Annotated in this window: 15 protein-coding genes; 7 read left to right on the top strand and 8 right to left on the bottom strand. The window is 40.9% G+C overall.

The features are described from left to right. Positions 1-331: 331 nt before the first annotated feature. The 3 genes from PQO05_RS15115 (at position 332) to PQO05_RS15105 (ending at position 5,140) form a co-directional block, all read left to right on the top strand. Entirely contained in the window at positions 332-2,479 is a 2,148-nt protein-coding gene (locus PQO05_RS15115) for a ComEC/Rec2 family competence protein (protein ID WP_273628163.1), read from the top strand. 72 nt (positions 2,480-2,551) lie between these two features. Beyond that, entirely contained in the window at positions 2,552-3,199 is a 648-nt protein-coding gene (locus PQO05_RS15110) for a hypothetical protein (protein ID WP_273628162.1), read from the top strand. Positions 3,200-3,271: 72 nt separating this feature from the next. Then, positions 3,272-5,140, top strand: coding sequence for an LTA synthase family protein (locus PQO05_RS15105; RefSeq protein WP_273628161.1), 1,869 nt, complete (start codon positions 3,272-3,274; stop codon positions 5,138-5,140). Here the strand turns inward: PQO05_RS15105 and PQO05_RS15100 are convergent. The 3 genes from PQO05_RS15100 to PQO05_RS15090 are packed head-to-tail and all read right to left on the bottom strand — an operon-like array spanning position 5,130 to position 7,461. Beyond that, positions 5,130-5,756: a hypothetical protein gene (locus PQO05_RS15100; RefSeq protein ID WP_273628160.1), complete on the bottom strand. Its 627-nt coding sequence runs from the start codon at positions 5,754-5,756 to the stop codon at positions 5,130-5,132. The two genes, PQO05_RS15105 and PQO05_RS15100, sit on opposite strands and share 11 nt — an antisense overlap. Before the next feature lie 2 nt (positions 5,757-5,758). After that, the gene (gene bioA / locus PQO05_RS15095) at positions 5,759-7,024 is read right to left on the bottom strand and encodes an adenosylmethionine--8-amino-7-oxononanoate transaminase (RefSeq protein WP_273628158.1); all 1,266 of its coding nucleotides are present in this window, start codon (positions 7,022-7,024) and stop codon (positions 5,759-5,761) included. After that, positions 7,021-7,461 (bottom strand): NUDIX domain-containing protein, encoded by a 441-nt coding sequence (locus tag PQO05_RS15090; protein ID WP_273628156.1) that lies wholly within the window; start codon positions 7,459-7,461, stop codon positions 7,021-7,023. The genes bioA and PQO05_RS15090 overlap by 4 nt, the downstream gene beginning before the upstream one ends. A 209-nt stretch (positions 7,462-7,670) precedes the next feature. On the opposite strand from PQO05_RS15090, the gene PQO05_RS15085 reads away from it, so the two are divergent. After that, positions 7,671-8,864, top strand: a complete 1,194-nt coding sequence (locus tag PQO05_RS15085) for a pyridoxal phosphate-dependent aminotransferase (protein ID WP_273628155.1) — start codon at positions 7,671-7,673, stop codon at positions 8,862-8,864. Between the two features lie 111 nt (positions 8,865-8,975). On the opposite strand, the gene PQO05_RS15080 is transcribed toward PQO05_RS15085, so the two are convergent. The 5 genes from PQO05_RS15080 to PQO05_RS15060 all read right to left on the bottom strand — a co-directional run bounded on the left by PQO05_RS15080 (position 8,976) and on the right by PQO05_RS15060 (position 16,437). After that, the gene (locus PQO05_RS15080; RefSeq protein WP_273628154.1) at positions 8,976-9,554 is read right to left on the bottom strand and encodes an outer membrane beta-barrel protein; all 579 of its coding nucleotides are present in this window, start codon (positions 9,552-9,554) and stop codon (positions 8,976-8,978) included. Between the two features lie 120 nt (positions 9,555-9,674). Beyond that, positions 9,675-10,253 carry a hypothetical protein gene (locus PQO05_RS15075; protein ID WP_273628153.1) on the bottom strand — a complete coding sequence of 193 codons (579 nt, stop codon included), beginning with the start codon at positions 10,251-10,253 and terminating at the stop codon, positions 9,675-9,677. A gap of 384 nt (positions 10,254-10,637) precedes the next feature. After that, positions 10,638-13,817: an efflux RND transporter permease subunit gene (locus PQO05_RS15070; protein WP_273628152.1), complete on the bottom strand. Its 3,180-nt coding sequence runs from the start codon at positions 13,815-13,817 to the stop codon at positions 10,638-10,640. A gap of 26 nt (positions 13,818-13,843) precedes the next feature. After that, the gene (locus PQO05_RS15065; protein ID WP_273628151.1) at positions 13,844-14,977 is read right to left on the bottom strand and encodes an efflux RND transporter periplasmic adaptor subunit; all 1,134 of its coding nucleotides are present in this window, start codon (positions 14,975-14,977) and stop codon (positions 13,844-13,846) included. 8 nt (positions 14,978-14,985) lie between these two features. Next, positions 14,986-16,437, bottom strand: a complete 1,452-nt coding sequence (locus tag PQO05_RS15060) for a TolC family protein (RefSeq protein WP_273628150.1) — start codon at positions 16,435-16,437, stop codon at positions 14,986-14,988. Positions 16,438-16,736: 299 nt separating this feature from the next. Between PQO05_RS15060 and spt the strand changes: the two genes are divergently transcribed. The 3 genes from spt to PQO05_RS15045 are packed head-to-tail and all read left to right on the top strand — an operon-like array spanning position 16,737 to position 20,034. Continuing rightward, positions 16,737-17,942, top strand: a complete 1,206-nt coding sequence (spt, locus tag PQO05_RS15055; protein ID WP_273628149.1) for a serine palmitoyltransferase — start codon at positions 16,737-16,739, stop codon at positions 17,940-17,942. Further along, a complete protein-coding gene (locus PQO05_RS15050) occupies positions 17,939-19,054 on the top strand; it encodes a hypothetical protein (RefSeq protein WP_273628148.1) in 1,116 nt (371 codons plus the stop codon). The genes spt and PQO05_RS15050 overlap by 4 nt, the downstream gene beginning before the upstream one ends. Further along, positions 19,051-20,034, top strand: a complete 984-nt coding sequence (locus PQO05_RS15045) for an NAD-dependent epimerase/dehydratase family protein (protein ID WP_273628147.1) — start codon at positions 19,051-19,053, stop codon at positions 20,032-20,034. Before PQO05_RS15050 ends, PQO05_RS15045 begins: the two co-directional genes overlap by 4 nt. Positions 20,035-20,045: the final 11 nt, after the last annotated feature.

Raw genomic sequence — 20,045 nt, 5'->3', positions numbered from 1 at the left:
TGCGAGGAACGAAGCAATCTCAGACCGATTAGCACTACCTTCAATACCGCAGAATCAGTTTTCCATTAGGATATGGTTTGAAGTATATGAATCGTCAGTGGATGTACTTTTTCTTTTTCCGCAAAAGAAAAAGTACCAAAAAGAAACTTAGCGTAGCGATCTCATGAACACCTTAAAAAACAAAAACTTGTGAATAAACTCGTGGCTGCTTTATTTTCTATTAAAGTAAGTGCTGTGGCCACTGTTGTGCTACCCGAAAATCAAGAGGCCACATGAGAACGATTATTTACGGTTCTTCCGAGCTTTCGCAATTCTTTAAAAAACTCTTATCTTGGCCTTAGCAGCAATAACACTGCTTAACAACCTTACACAATTAAAAATGATTGCCGAACATAAAGGTGAAGTGCCTTTTGTTGTATATACCCTACCCTTTTTAGCCGGTATATTTTGTGCGTTATTTTTTAATATCCATAGTATTTCTGTTCCAATTGTTGTTTCTGCCTGCCTGTGCGGAACGTTTGTACTGCTTAATTTACTTTACAATCGATTTAAACTCTATCATTATCAGTGGGTTGGTGGTTTACTCATCCATCTGATACTATTTACCATTGGCATAACAACCGTACAACTTCATAACGACCGTAACTACGCCGATTACTTCGCCAAACAAAAGGCCGATCACATACTGGTAAAAATAAACAGCGAACCAACGCTCAAAGGCAAATACTGGCATTGCAGTGCCAATGTGGTACAAGCCAATAATAAAGGAGTCGGCAGATTAACGCGTGGCAAAATGCTGCTGACCATCATGGCCGATAGTATTACCAAATTTCAATATGGTTATGAGTTATTAATCCCGGCTAATTATAAACCGGTTGATCCACCGTTTAATCCGGGTGCTTTTAATTATAAGGCCTACCTGGCTAACCAGCATATTTATGAGCAGAGCTTTTTGTTTCCGGGCCAGTTTAAGATTATTAATAAGGATGCCGGCAACCCTGTGATGGCATACGCTATTAACCTTCGACAGCAACTGGTTCAGAAATTCAAAACCAATATGGCTGATACGAATGCCGCGGCCGTGGCATCCACATTAATACTGGGCTATAAGGCTGATTTAAACCCTGATGTACTGCAAGCCTACACCAAAACAGGCACAGTGCATGTGCTCTCAGTTTCGGGCGCGCATGTGGCTATTGTGTTTGTGTTTATCAGTTTTATGCTGAGCTTTTTAAATGGCTCGCGGTACGGGCAATGGGTCAAGGCCATAATTTCTATTATACTGATCTGGGCGTATGCTTTGCTTACCGGCTTCTCTCCTGCAGTTTGCCGTGCCGCGGTGATGATTAATATGATAATTTTAGGAAAGGCTGGTTATCGTTATACCAATACGGCTAACCTGCTGGCCTTATCTGCCTTTGTTTTGTTATTGTACGATCCGTTACTAATCGCAGATGTTGGTTTTCAGCTTTCTTACCTGGCTGTGCTTGGGCTCATTATGCTGCAACCCGTGATGTTTAAATGGTTTGAGTTTAAGAATAAGTACATCAGTAAACTGTGGTACTATATTTCGGCATCGCTGGCTGCACAGATCATTACGTTTCCGTTAAGTGCTTTTTATTTTCACCAGTTTCCTATTTACTTTTTGCTGAGTAATTTATTCATCATTATCCCTTCGGAAGTGATTTTGTTCAGCGGGATCATCGCTTTGCTGGTACCGCAGCTACCCTATATCAGCAAAGTTATTTTCTGGGTGTTGGAAGAGACTATCCTGATTATGAACAAAGGGTTGCAATTCATTGAGCAGCAACCCTACTCCTCTGTAGATAAAATATGGTTTAGCAATTACGATTGCGTATTACTGTTCATTGCGGTTATGACTTTCTTTTACTTTGTATATAACCGCAAGTTTTGGTTGTTAAGATTAAGTTTAATTTGCCTGCTGGTTACAGCTGTTTCGGCAAGCTTTCAGAAGATAAAAAGTATGCAAACACAAAGCATAACTTTTTACAGTTTGAGCAAGCATCAGGGTATACTTTTTAAAAATGGCAAGCAGGGAATTTTGCTTACAGACCTGCCTCTTACCGACCCCAATTTTAAGTACTCCATCCAGCCATGTGTTGACAGTAACCGGGTAGATAATTTGCAGATTTCAACATTTTATAGCAATTTAAATGTTACTTATTTAAGGAAGAAATCTTCGCTCGTACAGTTCCTAAATAACCGCGTTTTGATTTATGATCCTCACCTTCAATTTACAAAATTGCCTAAAAAATTGGCCGTCGATTACATTTATGTCACCGGCAATCCGCACAGTTCTATAAATTTCATCAATCATAATTACAGCTATAAAAAATTGGTGATTGATGGGAGTAATTCTCCGCAAACCATTAAAAAGCTTGTAAATGAAGCGGATAGCCTGCATATAAATTATGTGGTTTTAAAACGTAACAAATCGCTGGTAGTGACATCTAACTGACAAACTGAGTTAAACGAAAAAGAAAATTTGTATCTAATTCAGAAAACGAATAACTTGTATCAAATTAAAACCATGAAATTAAAATTCTTAAGTGTTGCTTTTGGCATCGTCCTGTCAGCAACTGCATTTACTGCATCGGCACAAAAAGCTTATACCGAGGGTGTTGTCAACTATACTGCAACAGCAGGCGGACAAACAATTGACTCTCAACTTTTCTTCAAAGGTGATTCAAGTTCAACATCTGGAAAAAGAGGCCCTGCTACCATTAAAACAATTATGGCAAACGGTGGCGACTACCTGGCTATTTTAGTTGATGTGCCAATTGCTAACATAAAAAAAGCAGCTATCGGTACCCCTGCCGAGTTAGAATCTTTTAAAGACTCTGAGCCTCAGTTTACCTTTACCCCAAGTACAGAAACTAAAGTAATTAATGGCTTTAACTGCAAAAAAGTGGCTGTTAAGGATACTAAAAGTGGCCAATCTTACGATGCATGGGTAACTAATGATGTTACTGTGCCGGTTACTATTATTACCAAATATTTTGCATCTGCGGGTGGTTTTCCAATCCAGTTTACTACGTTACAGATGGGCCAGCCATTATCAATTACAGTTAAATCAATAACTGGCGATAAGGCACCTGCCGGTACTTTCTCTATCCCTGCCGGATACGATAAAATTACAATTACAGACCTTAGTACTTTAGGTGGCGGCCAACACTAAGAGAAATTCTTCATTAACAATTCATTAAAAGCTTCTTAACATTGTGGTTAAAATGAGTAATTTTGACCCCTCATGTTAAGGAGCTTTTTTAGTTTTTGCCGGTATTTCGCATACTGGCTCATTATATTTTTTCTAACCCGCCTAACCTTTGAGCTTTACTTTATCAATAAGCTCAGGACTGTCTCTTTTAAAGAGATCCTGCTTACCTATGTACATGGTTTGTGGCTCGATTATTCGGCCGCTGCCTATATCTGTATCATCCCGTTATTAGTGTTCATCGTTAACTGGTTTATTCCTAAGGGCAACGTACCACCCGTATGGCTTAAGGTATATACCTGGTTTTGTGTGCTGGTTATCGCTTTTTTAACCATTATCGATCTTAATATTTTCCGCGAATGGGGTACCAAGGTTAACTATCGTGTATTCAATACCTTATATGTAGCACCATCTGAAGCAGTGGCTTCAACCGGCTCATCGCCTATCGGTTTAAGCATCACCATTGGTGTTACGCTGTTGGTTCTTGGTGTGGTTATATCGCTTTTTGTAGTTGATTTTAAATTCAGGAAACCGAAAGAGACTGTCAGCTTTAAAATTCCCTTCTCACTTTTTCTTTGCTTCGTTACCATCATTATCATACGGGGAGGTTTGTTTGGCTCCCCAATTAATGAACAACGGGCTTATTTCTCGAACAAGCAGATCCTCAACCAATCTGTACTCAATACTGAGTGGAACCTGATGAATAATGTGGTTGATAACCTGCGCGCACCGCACAACACGTATGAGTTTATGCCGAATGAAAAGGCTTTTACTATTGTAAATGACCTGTACACGGTTAAAAAAGACACCACAGTAAAGATTTTAAATACCGACAGGCCTAACGTTGTAATTATCCAACTGGAAAGCTTTACTGCTGATATTATCGAATCATTAGGCGGCGATAAAGGTGTGGCGCCACATTTCGAAGAGTTTATTAAAAACGGTGTACTCTTCAATAATATCTACGCAGCCGGCGACCGTACCGATAAGGGCGTAGTAGCTATATTAAGCGGTTTTCCATCGCAAGCGACACGAACCATTATTACCGAAGATGGCAAGCAGAAGAAACTTCCTGCCATATCATCAAGCTTAAAGAAAGCCGGTTATACCACCTCTTACTTCTATGGCGGCGATAGTGGCTACATGAACTTTAAATCATATATAGAGCATCATAGTTTTGATGACCTGTCTGATGAAGAAAGTTTTTCTAAAGACGAACTCAAATCAAAATGGGGGGCTTATGATGAAGTTACCCTGCGCAAAAGTGTCGATTACCTCGATAAGCAGCAACATCCTTTCTTTTGCTATATCCAAACCCTGAGTAATCACGAACCATTTGAATTACTGGGTAAACCCAAGTTTCCGGGTAAGGATAATGGGATGATGTTCAGGAGCACAGCCTATTACACTGATTCATGCCTGAATGCTTATTTCGAGCAGGCTAAAAAGCAGCCATGGTATAAAAACACGGTGTTTATTTTAGTGGCTGATCATGGTCACCGTTTGCCACGCAATACTTCAGAGGCTTACGATCCGCGTAAATATCATATTCCTTTATTGTTTTTTGGCGAGGCCATCAAACCGGAGTTTCGTGGTAAACAGATGAATGTATTGGGTGGGCAAACAGATATTGCAGCTACGATATTATCGCAATTAAACTTACCACACAAAGATTTTCATTGGTCGAAAGATTTAATGAATCCTTACACTAAGGAGTTTGCTTTTTTTGATTGGGATAACGGGCTTGGCTTTATGCAGCCATCGCAAAGTATTTCTTACGATAATGAGGGGAACAAGGTGATTTACACCGGAAAAACCAACGTCAGGGAATCGCTAACCGACGAAACCCTGACGAAGGGACAAGCTTACCTGCAAAAGGTATTTACTACTTATCTTAATTATTAATAACAGCCGGATTAACCTCTTTAGTCAGTTGGGTAACCCACTGGTTAAAGAGGTCTGTCTCTATTTTCACAGCCTGTTCTGCGTGGTGTTCCCACTCAGGCGAGAAGTGTTTTAATTGGTTAATCATTTCTTCGAGGTGGCCTTCTTCTTCCAGAATAATTGATTTCACGTTTACCTTACTACCGGTCTCGGTTAATACATCCTGGTAGATGGGATAAAGCTCATCGGCGCGCACCTCAATGGCATAAGTAACCAAAAGGTATGCTGCAAAACGCAGATCGCCTCCTGAAAGGTTTAATGTATTTTTAAGATAACGGCAAACCGAAACATCCAGCTGATTCAAATAATATTTACTGCTCGATGGTGCCAGCAAATAATCAACTGCGTAAGTTGGGCAGGTATCGGCAGCAACACGTTCAATTTGTTTTTTAAGATAGAAAGCATGGCGGTGTTCTTCGGCCGCATGCTTTAGTATAATGTATGTAACCGTGGTTGGGTCTTCACTGGCCGAAATTTTACGTGCGCCGGTGTTCTCCATTAATGATAGTGTATTTAACCAGCGGGCGTGTAATTGATCATCACCTACTATTGTCGAAAGCACATTACTTAAACCCATATTTATATCTCGTTTAAAGCGTCAATAATTTTGCTGTAAATATAAGCCAGTTGCTCGTTTGTAATACAATATGGCGGTAAAATATAAATGATATTACCCAAGGGGCGCAATATAATACCGGCATTCAGGAAGTAATTATATAGGCGATCGCGTAGCGGACTCAGGTATGAAGTCGAGTTACCTGTCTCCCATTCCAGCGCAATGATAGTTCCCGTTTGCCTGATGGTACGCACTTTTGGATGGTTCTCAATCTGCGTTCTAAACTGCTGATGCTGTGTGACAATGCGCTCGATATTAGCAGGCGTTTCATCGCTCACAAACAGATCCATACTGGCCAATGCAGCACTACATGCTATCGGATTAGCTGTAAATGAATGCCCGTGGAAAAGGGTCTTCATCTTATCATCAGATAAAAACATATCATAGATCTGGCTGGTACAAGTCGTTATTCCCAAAGCCATGGTACCACCGGTTAGGCCTTTGGAGAAACACATAATGTCTGGTTGCTCGGTAATGTAGTTACAGGCGAACGGCTTACCTGTCCGGCCGAAACCAGTAAAAACTTCGTCGTCAATAGTGAGTACGCCTTCTTGTTTGCAATGCTTAACCAGTTCATTCAGCCATTCCGCCTCGTACATAATCATCCCGGCCGATCCTTGCACCAGTGGTTCGAAAATAAAACAAGCTAATTCGGATCTGAGGTTTGAGATCTGAGATTTGAGATCCTGGATATTTTCTTTTGTTGGAAGATCGATGAACTCTACTTCGAATAATAGATTATCAAAAGCGGCGGTGAATGCGCTTCTGCCACTTACTGCCATAGCTCCAAAAGTATCACCATGGTAAGCATTCTTAAAAGCTACCATTTTGGTCCTCGCTTTGCCTTGATTATTCCAGTATTGCAGGCACATTTTAATGGCAACTTCTATAGCCGTAGAACCATTGTCTGAATAGAAAACCTTCTTTTGATTATCAGGAATGATGGCAAGTAACCGTTCTGCCAGCTCAACAGCCGGCTCGTGGGTAAAGCCCGCGAAGATTACATGCTCCAACTTTTTAAGCTGCTCGGCTACTTTTTGGGCTATATGCGGATGGGCATGCCCGTATAAATTAACCCACCATGATGATACCGCGTCGATGTATTCTTTGCCGTCTTCACCAAACAGAACTGCGCCTTCTCCTCTTACAATACCTACCGGCAATCCGGCGGTTTGCATTTGTGTATACGGGTGCCATATTATTTTGGCATCCCTTTCTGCTAATGTCATTTTTGTTTGTTTAGTAATTTAACAACGTGCTGGTCTATCGGGAAGGTCATGTCACTTACTTTTAAATCAGTTAACGATGCCCATCTAAAAGATTGTAGAGGTTCAACGGTCCCGTCAAAATCAAATATCTTGGTTTTAAAATCCAGATCGAGGCTGGTGAGGTTCTTCACCCAATAATAAACGCTGATGATCTGCGAATCATTGAAAGCAGACTTCAGGTAAAAGTCTGTTGTATAAAAATGCTCCAGCACTTCAATCTCAACATTACACTCTTCCATAAACTCGCGTTTAAGGCCATCTATTAAGCCTTCGCCAAGCTCTAAGCCGCCGCCGGGAAATTTGGTGAACTGGTAACCGTATTCCTGCTCATCGCTGATTAGTATTTCATTATGCTCGTTTACAAGCAAGCCGTATACACGTACATTAAATAGCGCCATTATTGTTTCAATGTGATGGTCCGAGACCGATTTGTTGATGACTTCCGTATTGAATTTGCTACTGTTAGGCGCAAGGTTTAAACAGAATTTAAGACCGCAGTAACATATTTTTCCTTCAAGACGATAAATTGTGGTCAAATTTAAAAACAAGTCATCAATTAGCAGTAAACTAATTTTCTATATTTGCCGCCGACATATAAAATACTGCTATGAGTGCTTTAAGTAACCGGATTAACAATCTGTCTGAATCTCAAACCATTAAAATGGCGAAAATGGGCCGTGAGCTCGCCGCCAAAGGTGTTGATGTAATTAGTTTAAGTTTTGGTGAACCAGATTTCCATACGCCTGAGTATGTGAAAGATGCAGCCAAGAAGGCCATGGATGATAATTTTACTTATTATACCCCTGTTGCCGGATACCCTGAACTGCGAAAGAGTATCGTAGCTAAGCTAAAGAACGAGAACGGATTGGATTATGATGTATCACAAATTGTGGTATCAACCGGTGCTAAACAAGCTATTGCTAATGCGGTGCTTTGTTTGGTTAACCCAGGCGAAGAAGTAATTATCCCTACGCCTTACTGGGTATCTTACTCTGAAGTTGTGAAACTGGCTGAAGGCGAAAGCGTTTTCATCAACACTACCGTTGAACAGAACTTTAAAATTACGCCTGAGCAACTGGAGGCTGCTATTACGCCTAAAACCAAATTATTTATGTTTTCATCGCCTTGTAACCCTACAGGCAGTGTTTACAGCAAAGAAGAATTAGCCGGGTTGGCCAAGGTTTTCGAACGCCACCCGCATGTATACATCATGTCTGACGAGATTTATGAGCACATCAACTTTATTGGTGGCCACGAGTCTATAGCTCAGTTCGATGCTATTAAAGACCGCGTGGTAATCATCAATGGTTTCTCTAAAGCCTTCGCAATGACTGGCTGGAGAATCGGTTACACGGCATCTAACAGTGAAATTGCTGCTGCTTGTGATAAAATGCAAGGACAGATCACCTCTGGTACCTGCTCTATCACCCAACGTGCCGGTACTGCTGCTTATCAGGGTGGTTTAGAGTCGGTATACGAAATGCGCGATGCATTTAAACGCCGCCGTGGTTTGGTATATGATTTATTGAAAGATATCGACGGTGTTAAAACCAACCTGCCTGATGGCGCTTTCTATTTCTTCCCGGATGTTACTTCATTCTTTGGCAAAAGCTACAATGGTAAGACCATTAAAGACGCTGATGATCTGAGCATTTATTTACTGGAAGAAGGCCACGTAGCTACTGTTGGTGGTGATTCATTTGGTGATCCAAAATCAATCCGTATCTCTTACGCTGCTGCTGATGACAAATTGGTAGAAGCTTTAAGACGTATTAAAGAAGCATTAGGTAAATTAAAATAATCTATCTTTTTACAAGAGACACAAAGTATTGTGTCTCTACGGACAATGTATAATGCAAGAAGCCCTTCAAACTGAAGGGCTTCTTGCATTATTAAAGATGTGATTGTTTATTTACAGTTTAAAGCCGTAAGCAATACGTAAAGCAACCTGACCAAAATTATCGTTTTGGCCAGAATAATAATCGTAACGCGCACCAAAGTCTAAGCCAAAATTAGTAGCATACCCAATACCTGGCGATAAAATCATTTTTACATTTTTATCGCTACCTGTAGTTTCAAAACCTGCTCCACCTTCAGCACTTACATAAAGGTTTTGTCCGGCAAAAATTTTAGCGCCAATTTTTACAGGTATTATACCGTAATTATCAAACTTTACATTGTTGTAAACAGTTTTGCCTCCTCCTATTGCAATAGACTGTGTAAACTCACGTCCAAAAAAGTTAGTATAACCAGAGGTTAGCATTAAAGATACAGGGCCTTTAACGTCATACTGTAACCTTAACGACCCACCCAGTGAAAAACGCGACACATATCTGATGTCATTGCCTACCGGTAATCCTGGCTCTACGCCAATACCTAAACGCCAGGTGTTTTCAGAATCTTTTGCTTGTGCTTCAGCATGCTGTGAGATAGATAAACAGGCAAATGCAATAACTGCAAATGCAACTCGTGATAATTGTTTAATGGTCATATATTTTTTTTAGAGGCGCAATGATAAGGAAAATAGTTTTGCTGACTAAAATTAGTTGACAAAAAAAGGCCTTCCGGATAACCAGAAAGGCCTTTTTTAATTAAAGATGTGATTGTTTATTTACAGTTTAAAGCCGTAAGCTACACGTAAAGCTACCTGACCATAGTTAGGACTGTTAGCGCCAGAGTAGTTATCATAACGTACACCAATATCAAGTCCTGAACCCGACATGGCGTAACCAATACCTGGTGACAGAATTAACTTAGTGCCTTTGTCGTAACCGTTATAAGCATTATCATTGGTTTCGAAACCGGCACCAACTTCGCCACTTACGTAAGCATGTGGAGCAAAAAAGGCTTTAACACCAGCTTTTACCGGTACAATACCATAATCGTTTAAGTTGGTTTTACCACCACCTGGTAAATCGTAATTTCTGGCAAAATAGTTTGTATAACCAGATGTAAGCATTACAGATACGCTACCGTTTAAATCTTTTTGTAAACGTGCGGTACCACCTAATGCGAAGTGTGAAAAATCACGCATGTTACCTACAGGTAAACCTGGCTCTACGCCTATTCCAAAACGCCATGCTTGTGAATCATGACCGGTTGATTGAGCTTTAGTAGTTGTGTTCGTAAATAATAAACCGGCAAATGCAATAGCCGCTGCTGCCAATTTAGTTGTTTTTGTAATTTTCATTTCTGTTAATTTTAGTGAACAATTGTTAGATTGTTATTCATGTCCACTTGGGCAAATACTTTGCCATTAACGCCATTTTAAGGCTATTTTAACATTTCAAGGCATGCTGAATCTGATAAATATTATCCTGAAAAAACAGCTTCTATAAGCTGAAGAACAGGTGTTTAATACTCCCTGCATGTTTAACTAAGCGTTAATAAATAGCCTTGTTAAAATAATGTTAACCCATGCCAGTGCCAAAATGAAAATTGTAACACTTAGGATACACTTTGTGTACTAATAAGAATATAATGGTTGGTTTTCATCACTAATTATGACACCCTAGAATACAAAAAAAGGGAAGCAATGCTTCCCTTTAATCTTATTCAAATAACGTTTTCTACATTAATGCTGCGAGAATTTTTTGTCATCATCTTTATGTGCATCCTGTAATTCTTTCAGTTTTTTCTCGCCATAGGCAAACTTGGTAATCACATAAAACAGCACAGGTACTATAAATATAGCCATTGATGTTGCTGCAAGCATGCCGCCAAACACCGTCCAGCCGATTGTTTGCCGCGCTACGGCACCAGCACCAGATGCAATCAGTAATGGCGCTACACCCAGTATAAAGGCCATAGAGGTCATGATAATTGGCCGCAAGCGCAACCTTACCGCATCAAGCGTAGCTTGCTCCAGGTCCATCCCACCATCTACACGTTCTTTGGCAAACTCAACGATCAAAATCGCGTTCTTGGCCGAAAGCCCGATGAGCGTTATCAAACCAATTTGCGCGTACACGTTGTTGGTGAGTTCGGATTTGAATGTTAGGAACAGAATGGCACCGAACGCGCCAAGCGGTACTGCAAGCAATACAGAGAATGGCACTGACCAGCTCTCATACAACGCCGCCAGGAAAAGGAATACGAAACCAATGGACAATATAAATATGTAGATGGTTTTAGAGCCCGACAGGATCTCCTCCCGGCTTAAACCCGAAAACTCATAACCATAGCCCTGTGGCAATGTCTGCGCAGCAACTTCCTTCAAGGCATTTAACGCATCACCGCTACTATAGCCCGGTTTAGGGTTGCCATCAATCTCCGCCGAACGGAACAAGTTATAATGCGAAATTAACGGCGCATTCTCAATGATCTTGTACGACATTACGGTACTCAGCGGTACCATCGTACCGGCTTGGTTCCGTACAAAGTACTGCCCAATGTTCTGGATATTTGTACGGTAGTTGGTATCAGCCTGTGCCACCACGTGGAAGTTTCGGCCATAAATAGTAAAGTCGTTAATGTATGCACTACCCATGTAGGTTTGCAGGGCAGTATTAACATCAGCTACAGTTACCCCCATACGTTTAGCTTTTTCGCGATCGATAGTTAGCTGATATGCAGGTGTGCGTGCCGTGAAGAAACTGAATGCCTTGGCAATCTCCGGTCGCTTATTAACTGCCGCTATAAAGTTTTGCATTACCGTCTCAAAGTTTTTAATATCCCCGCCGGCTTCTTTCTCTTCCAGAATGAATGAGAAACCTGCTGTACTACCCAAACCAGGAATGGCTGGCGGCGGAATAACAATTACGTTTGCTTCTTTAAATCTTGCCAGTTTTTGTTGTAATTGCCCAACCAATGCAAATAGCTGATCTTTTTTCTCCTTTCGCTCGTCCCATGGTTTTAACTGTACAAATATGGTGGCACTATTTGATTTACTGGCAAAGTTAACCGCGTTTAATCCGCCCAATGCAGCGTAGTGCCCTACAGCTGGTATGCTATCCAGTACTTTCATCATCTGATGCAATACCTCAACCGTACGTTGGGTTGATGATGCTTCGGGCAAATCATAAGTAATATAAACCCGGCCGTCATCCTCGGTAGGTATAAAGCCCGATGGTTTGCTTTTAAACAGCAGTACCACGCCTACAATTATACACAGCAAGATTATGCCTACGAGTTTGTAGTGCTTAATACTATGGTCTACACCATTACGGTATTTATTCGTTACCCGATCAAACCAACCGTTAAATTTATCGAAGAACTTATCGAGAAAGTTTTTCTTTTTATCAGGATCGTGTGGCTTTAATAATAAGGTACATAAAGCCGGGGTTAATGATAACGCGATAAAAGCTGAAATCAACACCGAAATAGCAATAGTGATAGCGAACTGTTGATACAATCGCCCTACTATACCGGGCACAAACCCTACCGGCACGAACACCGCACCCAAAATTAATGCAATAGCAATAACTGGTGCAGAAATATCGGCCATGGCATGTTCGGTAGCTTCCCTCGGCGACATTTTCTCTTCATCAATGTAATGCTGCACGGCTTCTACCACCACAATGGCATCATCCACCACAATACCAATAGCCAGTACGAAACCAAACAGCGTTAACGTATTGATGGTGAAGTTGAGCGGTATAAAGAATATAAACGTACCGATAATTGATACCGGGATTGCCAGAACAGGAATTAAGGTAGCCCGCCAGCTTTGCAGGAACAAAAACACCACGATAATTACCAGTACCAGGGCAATAACCAAAGTTTCTACCACCTCGCTTACCGATACCTTAACCACAGTAACAGACTCAAACGGAACTACATAATCAACCCCTGCCGGGAATGATTTTTTTAGTTCGTTCATGGTGGCATAAACGCCTTCGGCAGTTGCAAGTGAGTTACTGTTAGGTGCCTGGTAAACCAATAGATATGAGGCACGTTTACCATCAACAAATGAGTTACCAGAGTAGTTAAATTTACCCAGTTCAACACGCGCTACATCTTTTAGGTGTACAATAGCACCGTTATTAGGCTGGGTACGTACAATGATATTCTCAAACTCTGCCGGTTCAACTAAACGGCCTTTGGTGAGTACGGTATACTCGAAGGTTTGTCCGTTCTCTTGCGGTGGTGCACCTACAGTACCTGCGGCAACCTGTACGTTTTGCTCGGTTAGGGCGGCTGTAACATCGCCTGCCGTCATGCCCAATGCAGCCAGTTTATCAGGTTTAAGCCAGATCCGCATACTGAAATCATCGGCACGGGTAAATACGTCGCCCACACCTTTGGTACGTAATAATGCGTCCCTGATGAATACGTTGGTATAGTTATCTAAGAAAGTAACGTTATGGCTTCCGTTTGGCGAATAAATAGCCACCAGCATTAATATACTGGGGTTACGTTTACGTACGGTTAAGCCCAAACGCTGTACTTCCTGCGGTAAGGTTGGTGTGGCAATGCCCACGCGGTTTTGCACATCTAATGCAGCAATATTAATATCGGTACCAACCTCAAAGTTAACCGTCATGCTCATTTGGCCGTTACTGGTGCTGTTACTTTGCAGGTAAGTCATACCTGGGGTACCATTAACCTGTACCTCAATTGGGGTGGCTACTGTTTGTTCAACAGTCAAGGCATCGGCACCTGTATAGGTTGCTGTTACCTGTGCTGTTGGTGGTGTAATTTCCGGGTACTGGCCTATCGGCAGACTGCTCATGGCCAATAAGCCCACTACCACAATCACTATCGATATTACAATAGCTGTTACCGGCCTGCGTATAAAGGTATCTGCGATCATCTTTTTATATTCTGGTTACCGGTATTTTATTTTGCTTGTTGTTTAGCTCCTGGAGCAGTTTGCTGCTGAGGCGCACCTAAAGTTATTTTTCCACCGTCTTTTAGGCGTTGAAAACCATCGGTGATAATTTTATCGCCTGCATTTAATCCATGTAATATTACAATCTGGTCTTTAATACGTGGGCCTATCATCACTTTGTGCTGATGTGCAACGGTATCGGTAGCAATAAATACAAAGTACTCTCCCATTTGCTCGGTTACTGCTTTATAAGGAATCTGCACACGCTCGCCCGATTCATTATTGAGCACGCTTAACACCCCACTCATACCATCTTTTAACACATCCTTATCATTAGGAAACTCCACACGTACCTTGATACTACCGGTTTGGTTGTTCACCCCACGATCGATGGCGAATATTTTGCCCGGCTTATTATATTGTGTACCATCAGAAAGCTGTAACCTAAAAGTAGAATCGGTGCTGCTTTTCTGGTAAGCATAAAAACGAGGCAGGTCCTGCTCGTTCACCACAATATCAACAGCAATTGGGTTTTCTGTCGATATGGTATTTAACAAAGTAGTACCCGGCGTAACCTGTGCACCCAGTTTTACCTGCGATATACCGATACGGCCCGTAAATGGAGCAGTAATAATAGAGTAAGAAAGATCTGTTTTGGCAGATAATACACCTGCTTTAGCAACTGATACTTGTGCCTGGTTAGTGGCCAGTGCAGCAACTGCTTGGTCGTAAGTCTGGCGCGCAACTGCATCCTGCTTTAATAGAAAAGAGTAGCGATCGGCATCTTTCTGGGCTTTCACCAGATTGGCATTAGCACTTTCCAAATTGGCCTTAGCCTGTTCATAAGCGGCTATGTATTTGCGGCGGTCTATCTCGTAAAGCTCTTTTCCCTTCGGCACCACCTCGCCTTCTTTAAAAAATATGCCTGTGATAAATCCGGCTACCTGGCTGCGCAGCTCCACACTATTAAGTGCTACAACTGTGCCCTGAAAAGGATCATAATAAACGGCATCGGCTTTTTTAGCTTCGGTAACAGCCACAGGCGTTGCCGGAGGTGCGGCATTTTGTTGTGCTTTTTGTTTACAAGATGCCAGCAATGTTAAACTTACTGCCGTAGTTAAACCTAAGTATTTTATGTTCATATAGTTGATTATCTTACTGGTAAAATTCCTAATGCCTTTTGCAAATCAATTTTGCTCGATAATAATGTAAAGAGTGCGTTATAATAATTCAGCTCTGCTGTGCGCAGATCAGACTGTGCTACAATAACATCGAGGTAAGTTTTGATGCCTTCACGATATTGCAGTTCTACAACATGGTACACATCCTTAGCCAAATCCACATTCTGTTTTAACAATATCCAATTAGTGTAATTACTTTTATAAGCAGCCATTGCCTGCACATATTCTGTGTTAATTACATTCCGGGTATTTAATATATCAAGGTCAGTCCTATCGGCTTGTAACCTTGCTTTGCTGAGATTTTGCAGGCGCTTGGTGCCGGTAAAAATGGGCATACTCAGACTTAGGCCTACTAAAGATGTCGGAAAATTATTGTTGTACTGATCGGAAAAATGATCGTTTGCATAAAGAAAATTATAGCTGCCTATTGCCGATAATGAAGGCAGCCAGCCAAATTTGTAATAGCTTACATTTAAAAGCTGCAGGTTTTTTTGAGCTGCCAATTGTCGATATTCTACCCGGTTTTCTACATTAAGCGTTTGGTTGGTATCAATCACAGCCTCCTGCACATATCGGGTTGAATCATATTGCAGGTTCAATGGTTTTTCTGATGGTAAACCCATCACCTGTTTCAAAAAGGCTATTTTACTTTTAATGGCTTCTTCCGTTTGCTTACGGCTGGCTATAGAATTGTTTAAGGAAATAGTTGCCTGTTTATAATCTGTTTTATCAGACACTCCGGCCTGGTACCTGCTTAACGCATCTTTTTGGCTTCGTTGCAGCCTTACAATATCTTCGTTTAATATATCCAGTTGCCTTTCCGACAGCAAAACATCAAAAAATGATTTACTTACATCGGCTACCACGGCAATCTGGCTTACTTCTGTGCCTTCCTTATAGTATAACCTCGAGTATTTGGCTGCACGTGCCGCCAGAAATACATCATTATTATAAATAGTCTGGCTCGCCGAAAAAGTAACGCTGGTTACGTTTTTAGCTATACCACCTATTGAAGATGTTGGTGTAGTTGTTGAAGTACCGGTGCCGGAAGTACCCCCGGTTGTACCACCAGTGCCGGTGCCTACCCCCGTCCCTGTTCCAGTTCCCGTGCCACCTGTGTTTGTACCAGTTCCGCTTCCGGCTGATGTAGCAAGCGTACGTGCCGCACTTTGAAAGTAATAATTATAGCTTCCGTTCGTTGTTACCTGAGGCAACCAGCCCGACAGACCTATGCGGATGTCGCGTTCATTAATCTGCTCGTCAATAGCGGCTTGCCTTACCGCCGGTTGGTTACGCAATGCAAACTCTACACATTGGCGTAATGTTAAGTTACCATTAACGGTATCGGCAGCAGTTTGCGCCAAAAGTTTGTTAGTTACTAACAGCAGAAATAAAAATAATGGGTAGTATGTTTTTTTCATGCAGGTGGTTGATGCTGTAGAAACATATATTTACAATATTAGTTTACTTAAAAAAAATAAAGCTAAAAAAAGTTACAATACTCAAACATAGAATAATTTAGCTCTCTGAATTGAATCTAAAACTGCTTTTCGGGCAGAAAATATTTTGTTTTAGATTACAGGATAAAATAAATTTTTAATTAATTTGCCCAATGGTATTTTATTACGCTTCGTAATGATGTGCAAAAAAATTACACACCAAGTATAAGTTATAAGCTTTTTCATGGTATTTTTACAAAAAATTTAAGCAGAGTTAATACATGGGTAAAAAACTACATGATAAAATCGCTCAGTTTACGGAGGCGGCTGCAGCCCGGGAACGAGGAGTATATCCCTTTTTCAGGCCAATTGAGTCTGGTCAGGATACTGAGGTTATTATCGATGGCAAACGGGTATTAATGTTTGGGTCAAACTCTTATTTAGGTTTAACCAATCATCCCGCAATTAAAGAAGCTTCTAAAAAAGCTATAGACAAATATGGTACCGGATGCGCAGGCTCTCGTTTCTTAAACGGAACGCTTGACATCCACATCGAATTAGAAAACAGATTAGCAGAATACGTTGGTAAAGAAGCTGCTGTTTTATTTAGCACTGGATTTCAGGTTAACCTGGGTGTATTATCAAGCATCACCGGTCGTAACGACTATTTGATCCTTGATGAATATGACCATGCCTCTATCATCGATGGTAGCCGTTTATCGTTTTCAAGAGTAATTAAATATGCACATAACGATATGCAGGATTTACAGCGCAAGCTGAGCCTGTTGCCGGAAGAAGCTGTTAAACTAATCGCTGTAGACGGTATTTTCAGCATGGAAGGCGATATTGTTAAATTACCTGAATTAGTAAAAATAGCAGACCAGTATGGCGCCAACATTATGGTTGACGACGCACACAGTCTTGGTGTTATAGGTGTTAAAGGTGCCGGTACAGCATCACACTTTGGTTTAAATGACGATGTGGACCTTATTATGGGTACATTCAGCAAATCATTTGCATCATTGGGTGGTTTCATTGCTGCCGATCATGAAACTATTGACTACCTGAAACACCGTGCACGTTCATTAATGTTTAGCGCAAGTATGACACCTGGCTCTGTAGCCAGCGTTATTGCAGCCCTTGATATTATTGAATCTGAACCAGAGCGCATTCAAAAATTATGGGATAATACTAATTATGCCATGAAGCTTTTACTGGACGAAGGTTTTGACCTTGGCCCAACCGAAAGCCCGATATTACCTATTTACATACGTGATAACGAGAAAACTTATATGGTTACCAAATACCTGCAAAACGATGGTGTATTTGTTAACCCGGTTGTTTCTCCTGCTGTACCATCAGACTCGTCTTTACTGCGTTTCTCTTTAATGGCCACGCATACCTTCGCACAAATCGAAGAAGCGGTTGATAAGATTTCAAAAGCCTTTAAAGTAGTTGGTGTAAATACCGTTAAAGAAAAGATATGATAAATATACTGCCTGTTAGTTCCAAAAAGGAACTAACAGCTTTTATTGATTTCCCCCACGATCTGTATAAAAATGATCCGAACTACGTACCGGAACTTTTTATAGCCCAAAGAGACCTGCTAACCAAGCACCCTTTTTTAAAACATAATTCGCTACAAAACTATCTTGCTTACCAGGATGGTAAAATTGTAGGCCGCATAACTGCCATATTAAATAACCATCATAACGAATTTAATAAAGCCAATGATGGCTTTTTTGGTTTCTTTGATGCTATTAATAGCAATGAAGTGGCCGATGCTTTATTTAAAGCAGCTATTGCGTGGTTGAAAGATAAAAAGGTTAGCACCATTATAGGCCCTGTAAATTTCTCGACCAATGAACCAAGCGGTTTGCTGGTTAAAGGCTTTGATAGCCCACCTGTAATGCAGATGACTTACAACTATCCTTATTACGAAGACCTGATTAAAAGACAGGGCCTCGAAAAAAAGATAGATCTGATTGCCTATATATTTGGCGATGAAGGTTACAATGAGCGTTCATTTAAGCTACTTGGTGCTTTAGAAGAGCGTTTAAACAGAAGTAACATTACCATCCGCAAGCTAAACCTGAAGAAATTTAAAGAAGAAGCTGAAGCGCTGCATAAAGTATATAACTCGGCCTGGGATAGCAATACCGGCTTTGTGCCATTGACGGATGAAGAATTCTTCTACCTCGCTAATGATCTTAAATTAGTTGTCGACCCCGATTTTTGCAGCATTGCAGAGCATGAGGGTAAAGTAGTCGGTTTCTCGCTAACTGTACCTAATATCAACGAGATCCTGATTAAGATTAAACGCGGACGTTTATTGCCTACCGGTATTTTCAAATTACTTTTAGGTAAAAAGAAGATTAAAGGGATCCGTATTTACGCCTTAGGTGTTATTGAAGGATACAGAAAACGTGGTATAGAGGCTGTGCTTTATGGTAATGTAATTAAAGAATACAAGCTCAAAGGCCTCAAATATGCCGAGGCTGGATGGATATTAGAGAATAACGATATGATGAATAAGGCGCTGCTTGATATCAATGGCGACCCTTACAAAACATACAGGTTATACGAAAAAGCAATATGAAAGAGCGGGTTTTAATAACCGGCGCCAGCGGCTTTGTTGGGTATCATTTAATTGTTGAGGCGCTCAGCCAAAATCTGGATGTATTTGCAGCTGTAAGAAAAAACAGCCAAACAGATCATTTAAAAGATTTAAACATTAAATTTACCTATCCAAAGTTTAGTGATATTGCAACACTAACAGAAGAGATAAAAACTAACCAATACGATTATATTATACATGCAGCCGGTGTAACCAAGGCAAAATCGCAGGCACAGTATAATCATATAAACGCAACATATACCGCAAACCTGGCTAAAGCAGCTGTAGCGGCTGGAGTTAAAAAGTTTGTTTTTATAAGCAGCCTGGCAGCAGGGGGCCCACTTAGTACTCTTAACGGGATTATATCCGAAAGCGATAAGCCGCATCCGGTAACCCAGTATGGTAAAAGTAAACTGCTTGCTGAAAACGAATTAAAGAATATCCCTGGTTTAAACTATACGATTTTAAGGCCAACGGCTGTATATGGGCCACGTGAGCGCGATATATTTATCGTTATAAAGCAAATAGTTAAAGGTTTTGAGCCATACATTGGCCGTGCCGAACAAAAATTAAGCTTTATATACGTTAAAGATTTGGCTGTGGCTACCATGAAGGCAATATATGGCGGCGATAAACGTACTTACAACATAGCCGACGGTAACTTTTACACCCGGTACGAAATGGCGAATATCATCAAAGATATACTCCTTTTTAAAACCATCAAGTTTCATCTACCTGTCACGTTTGTAAAATTAGTTGCATCGTTAACAGAAAAAGTTAGTTCTTTGAGCCGCAAAACACCAGCTTTAAACCGCGATAAGCTAAATGAATTACTGGGTACCAATTGGGCCTGTAGTATTGAGGCCGCGAAACAAGAGCTGGGCTTCTACCCCCTTTACAACTTAGATAAAGGACTGGAAGAAACCATTAAGTGGTACAAAGAACACAAATGGTTAAAATAAATTGAACTCGA

Source organism: Mucilaginibacter jinjuensis, from assembly GCF_028596025.1.
Classification (GTDB): domain Bacteria; phylum Bacteroidota; class Bacteroidia; order Sphingobacteriales; family Sphingobacteriaceae; genus Mucilaginibacter; species Mucilaginibacter jinjuensis.
The sequence above is the reverse complement of the archived record's forward strand: the minus strand, read 5'-3'. Positions and strand labels throughout refer to the sequence as shown.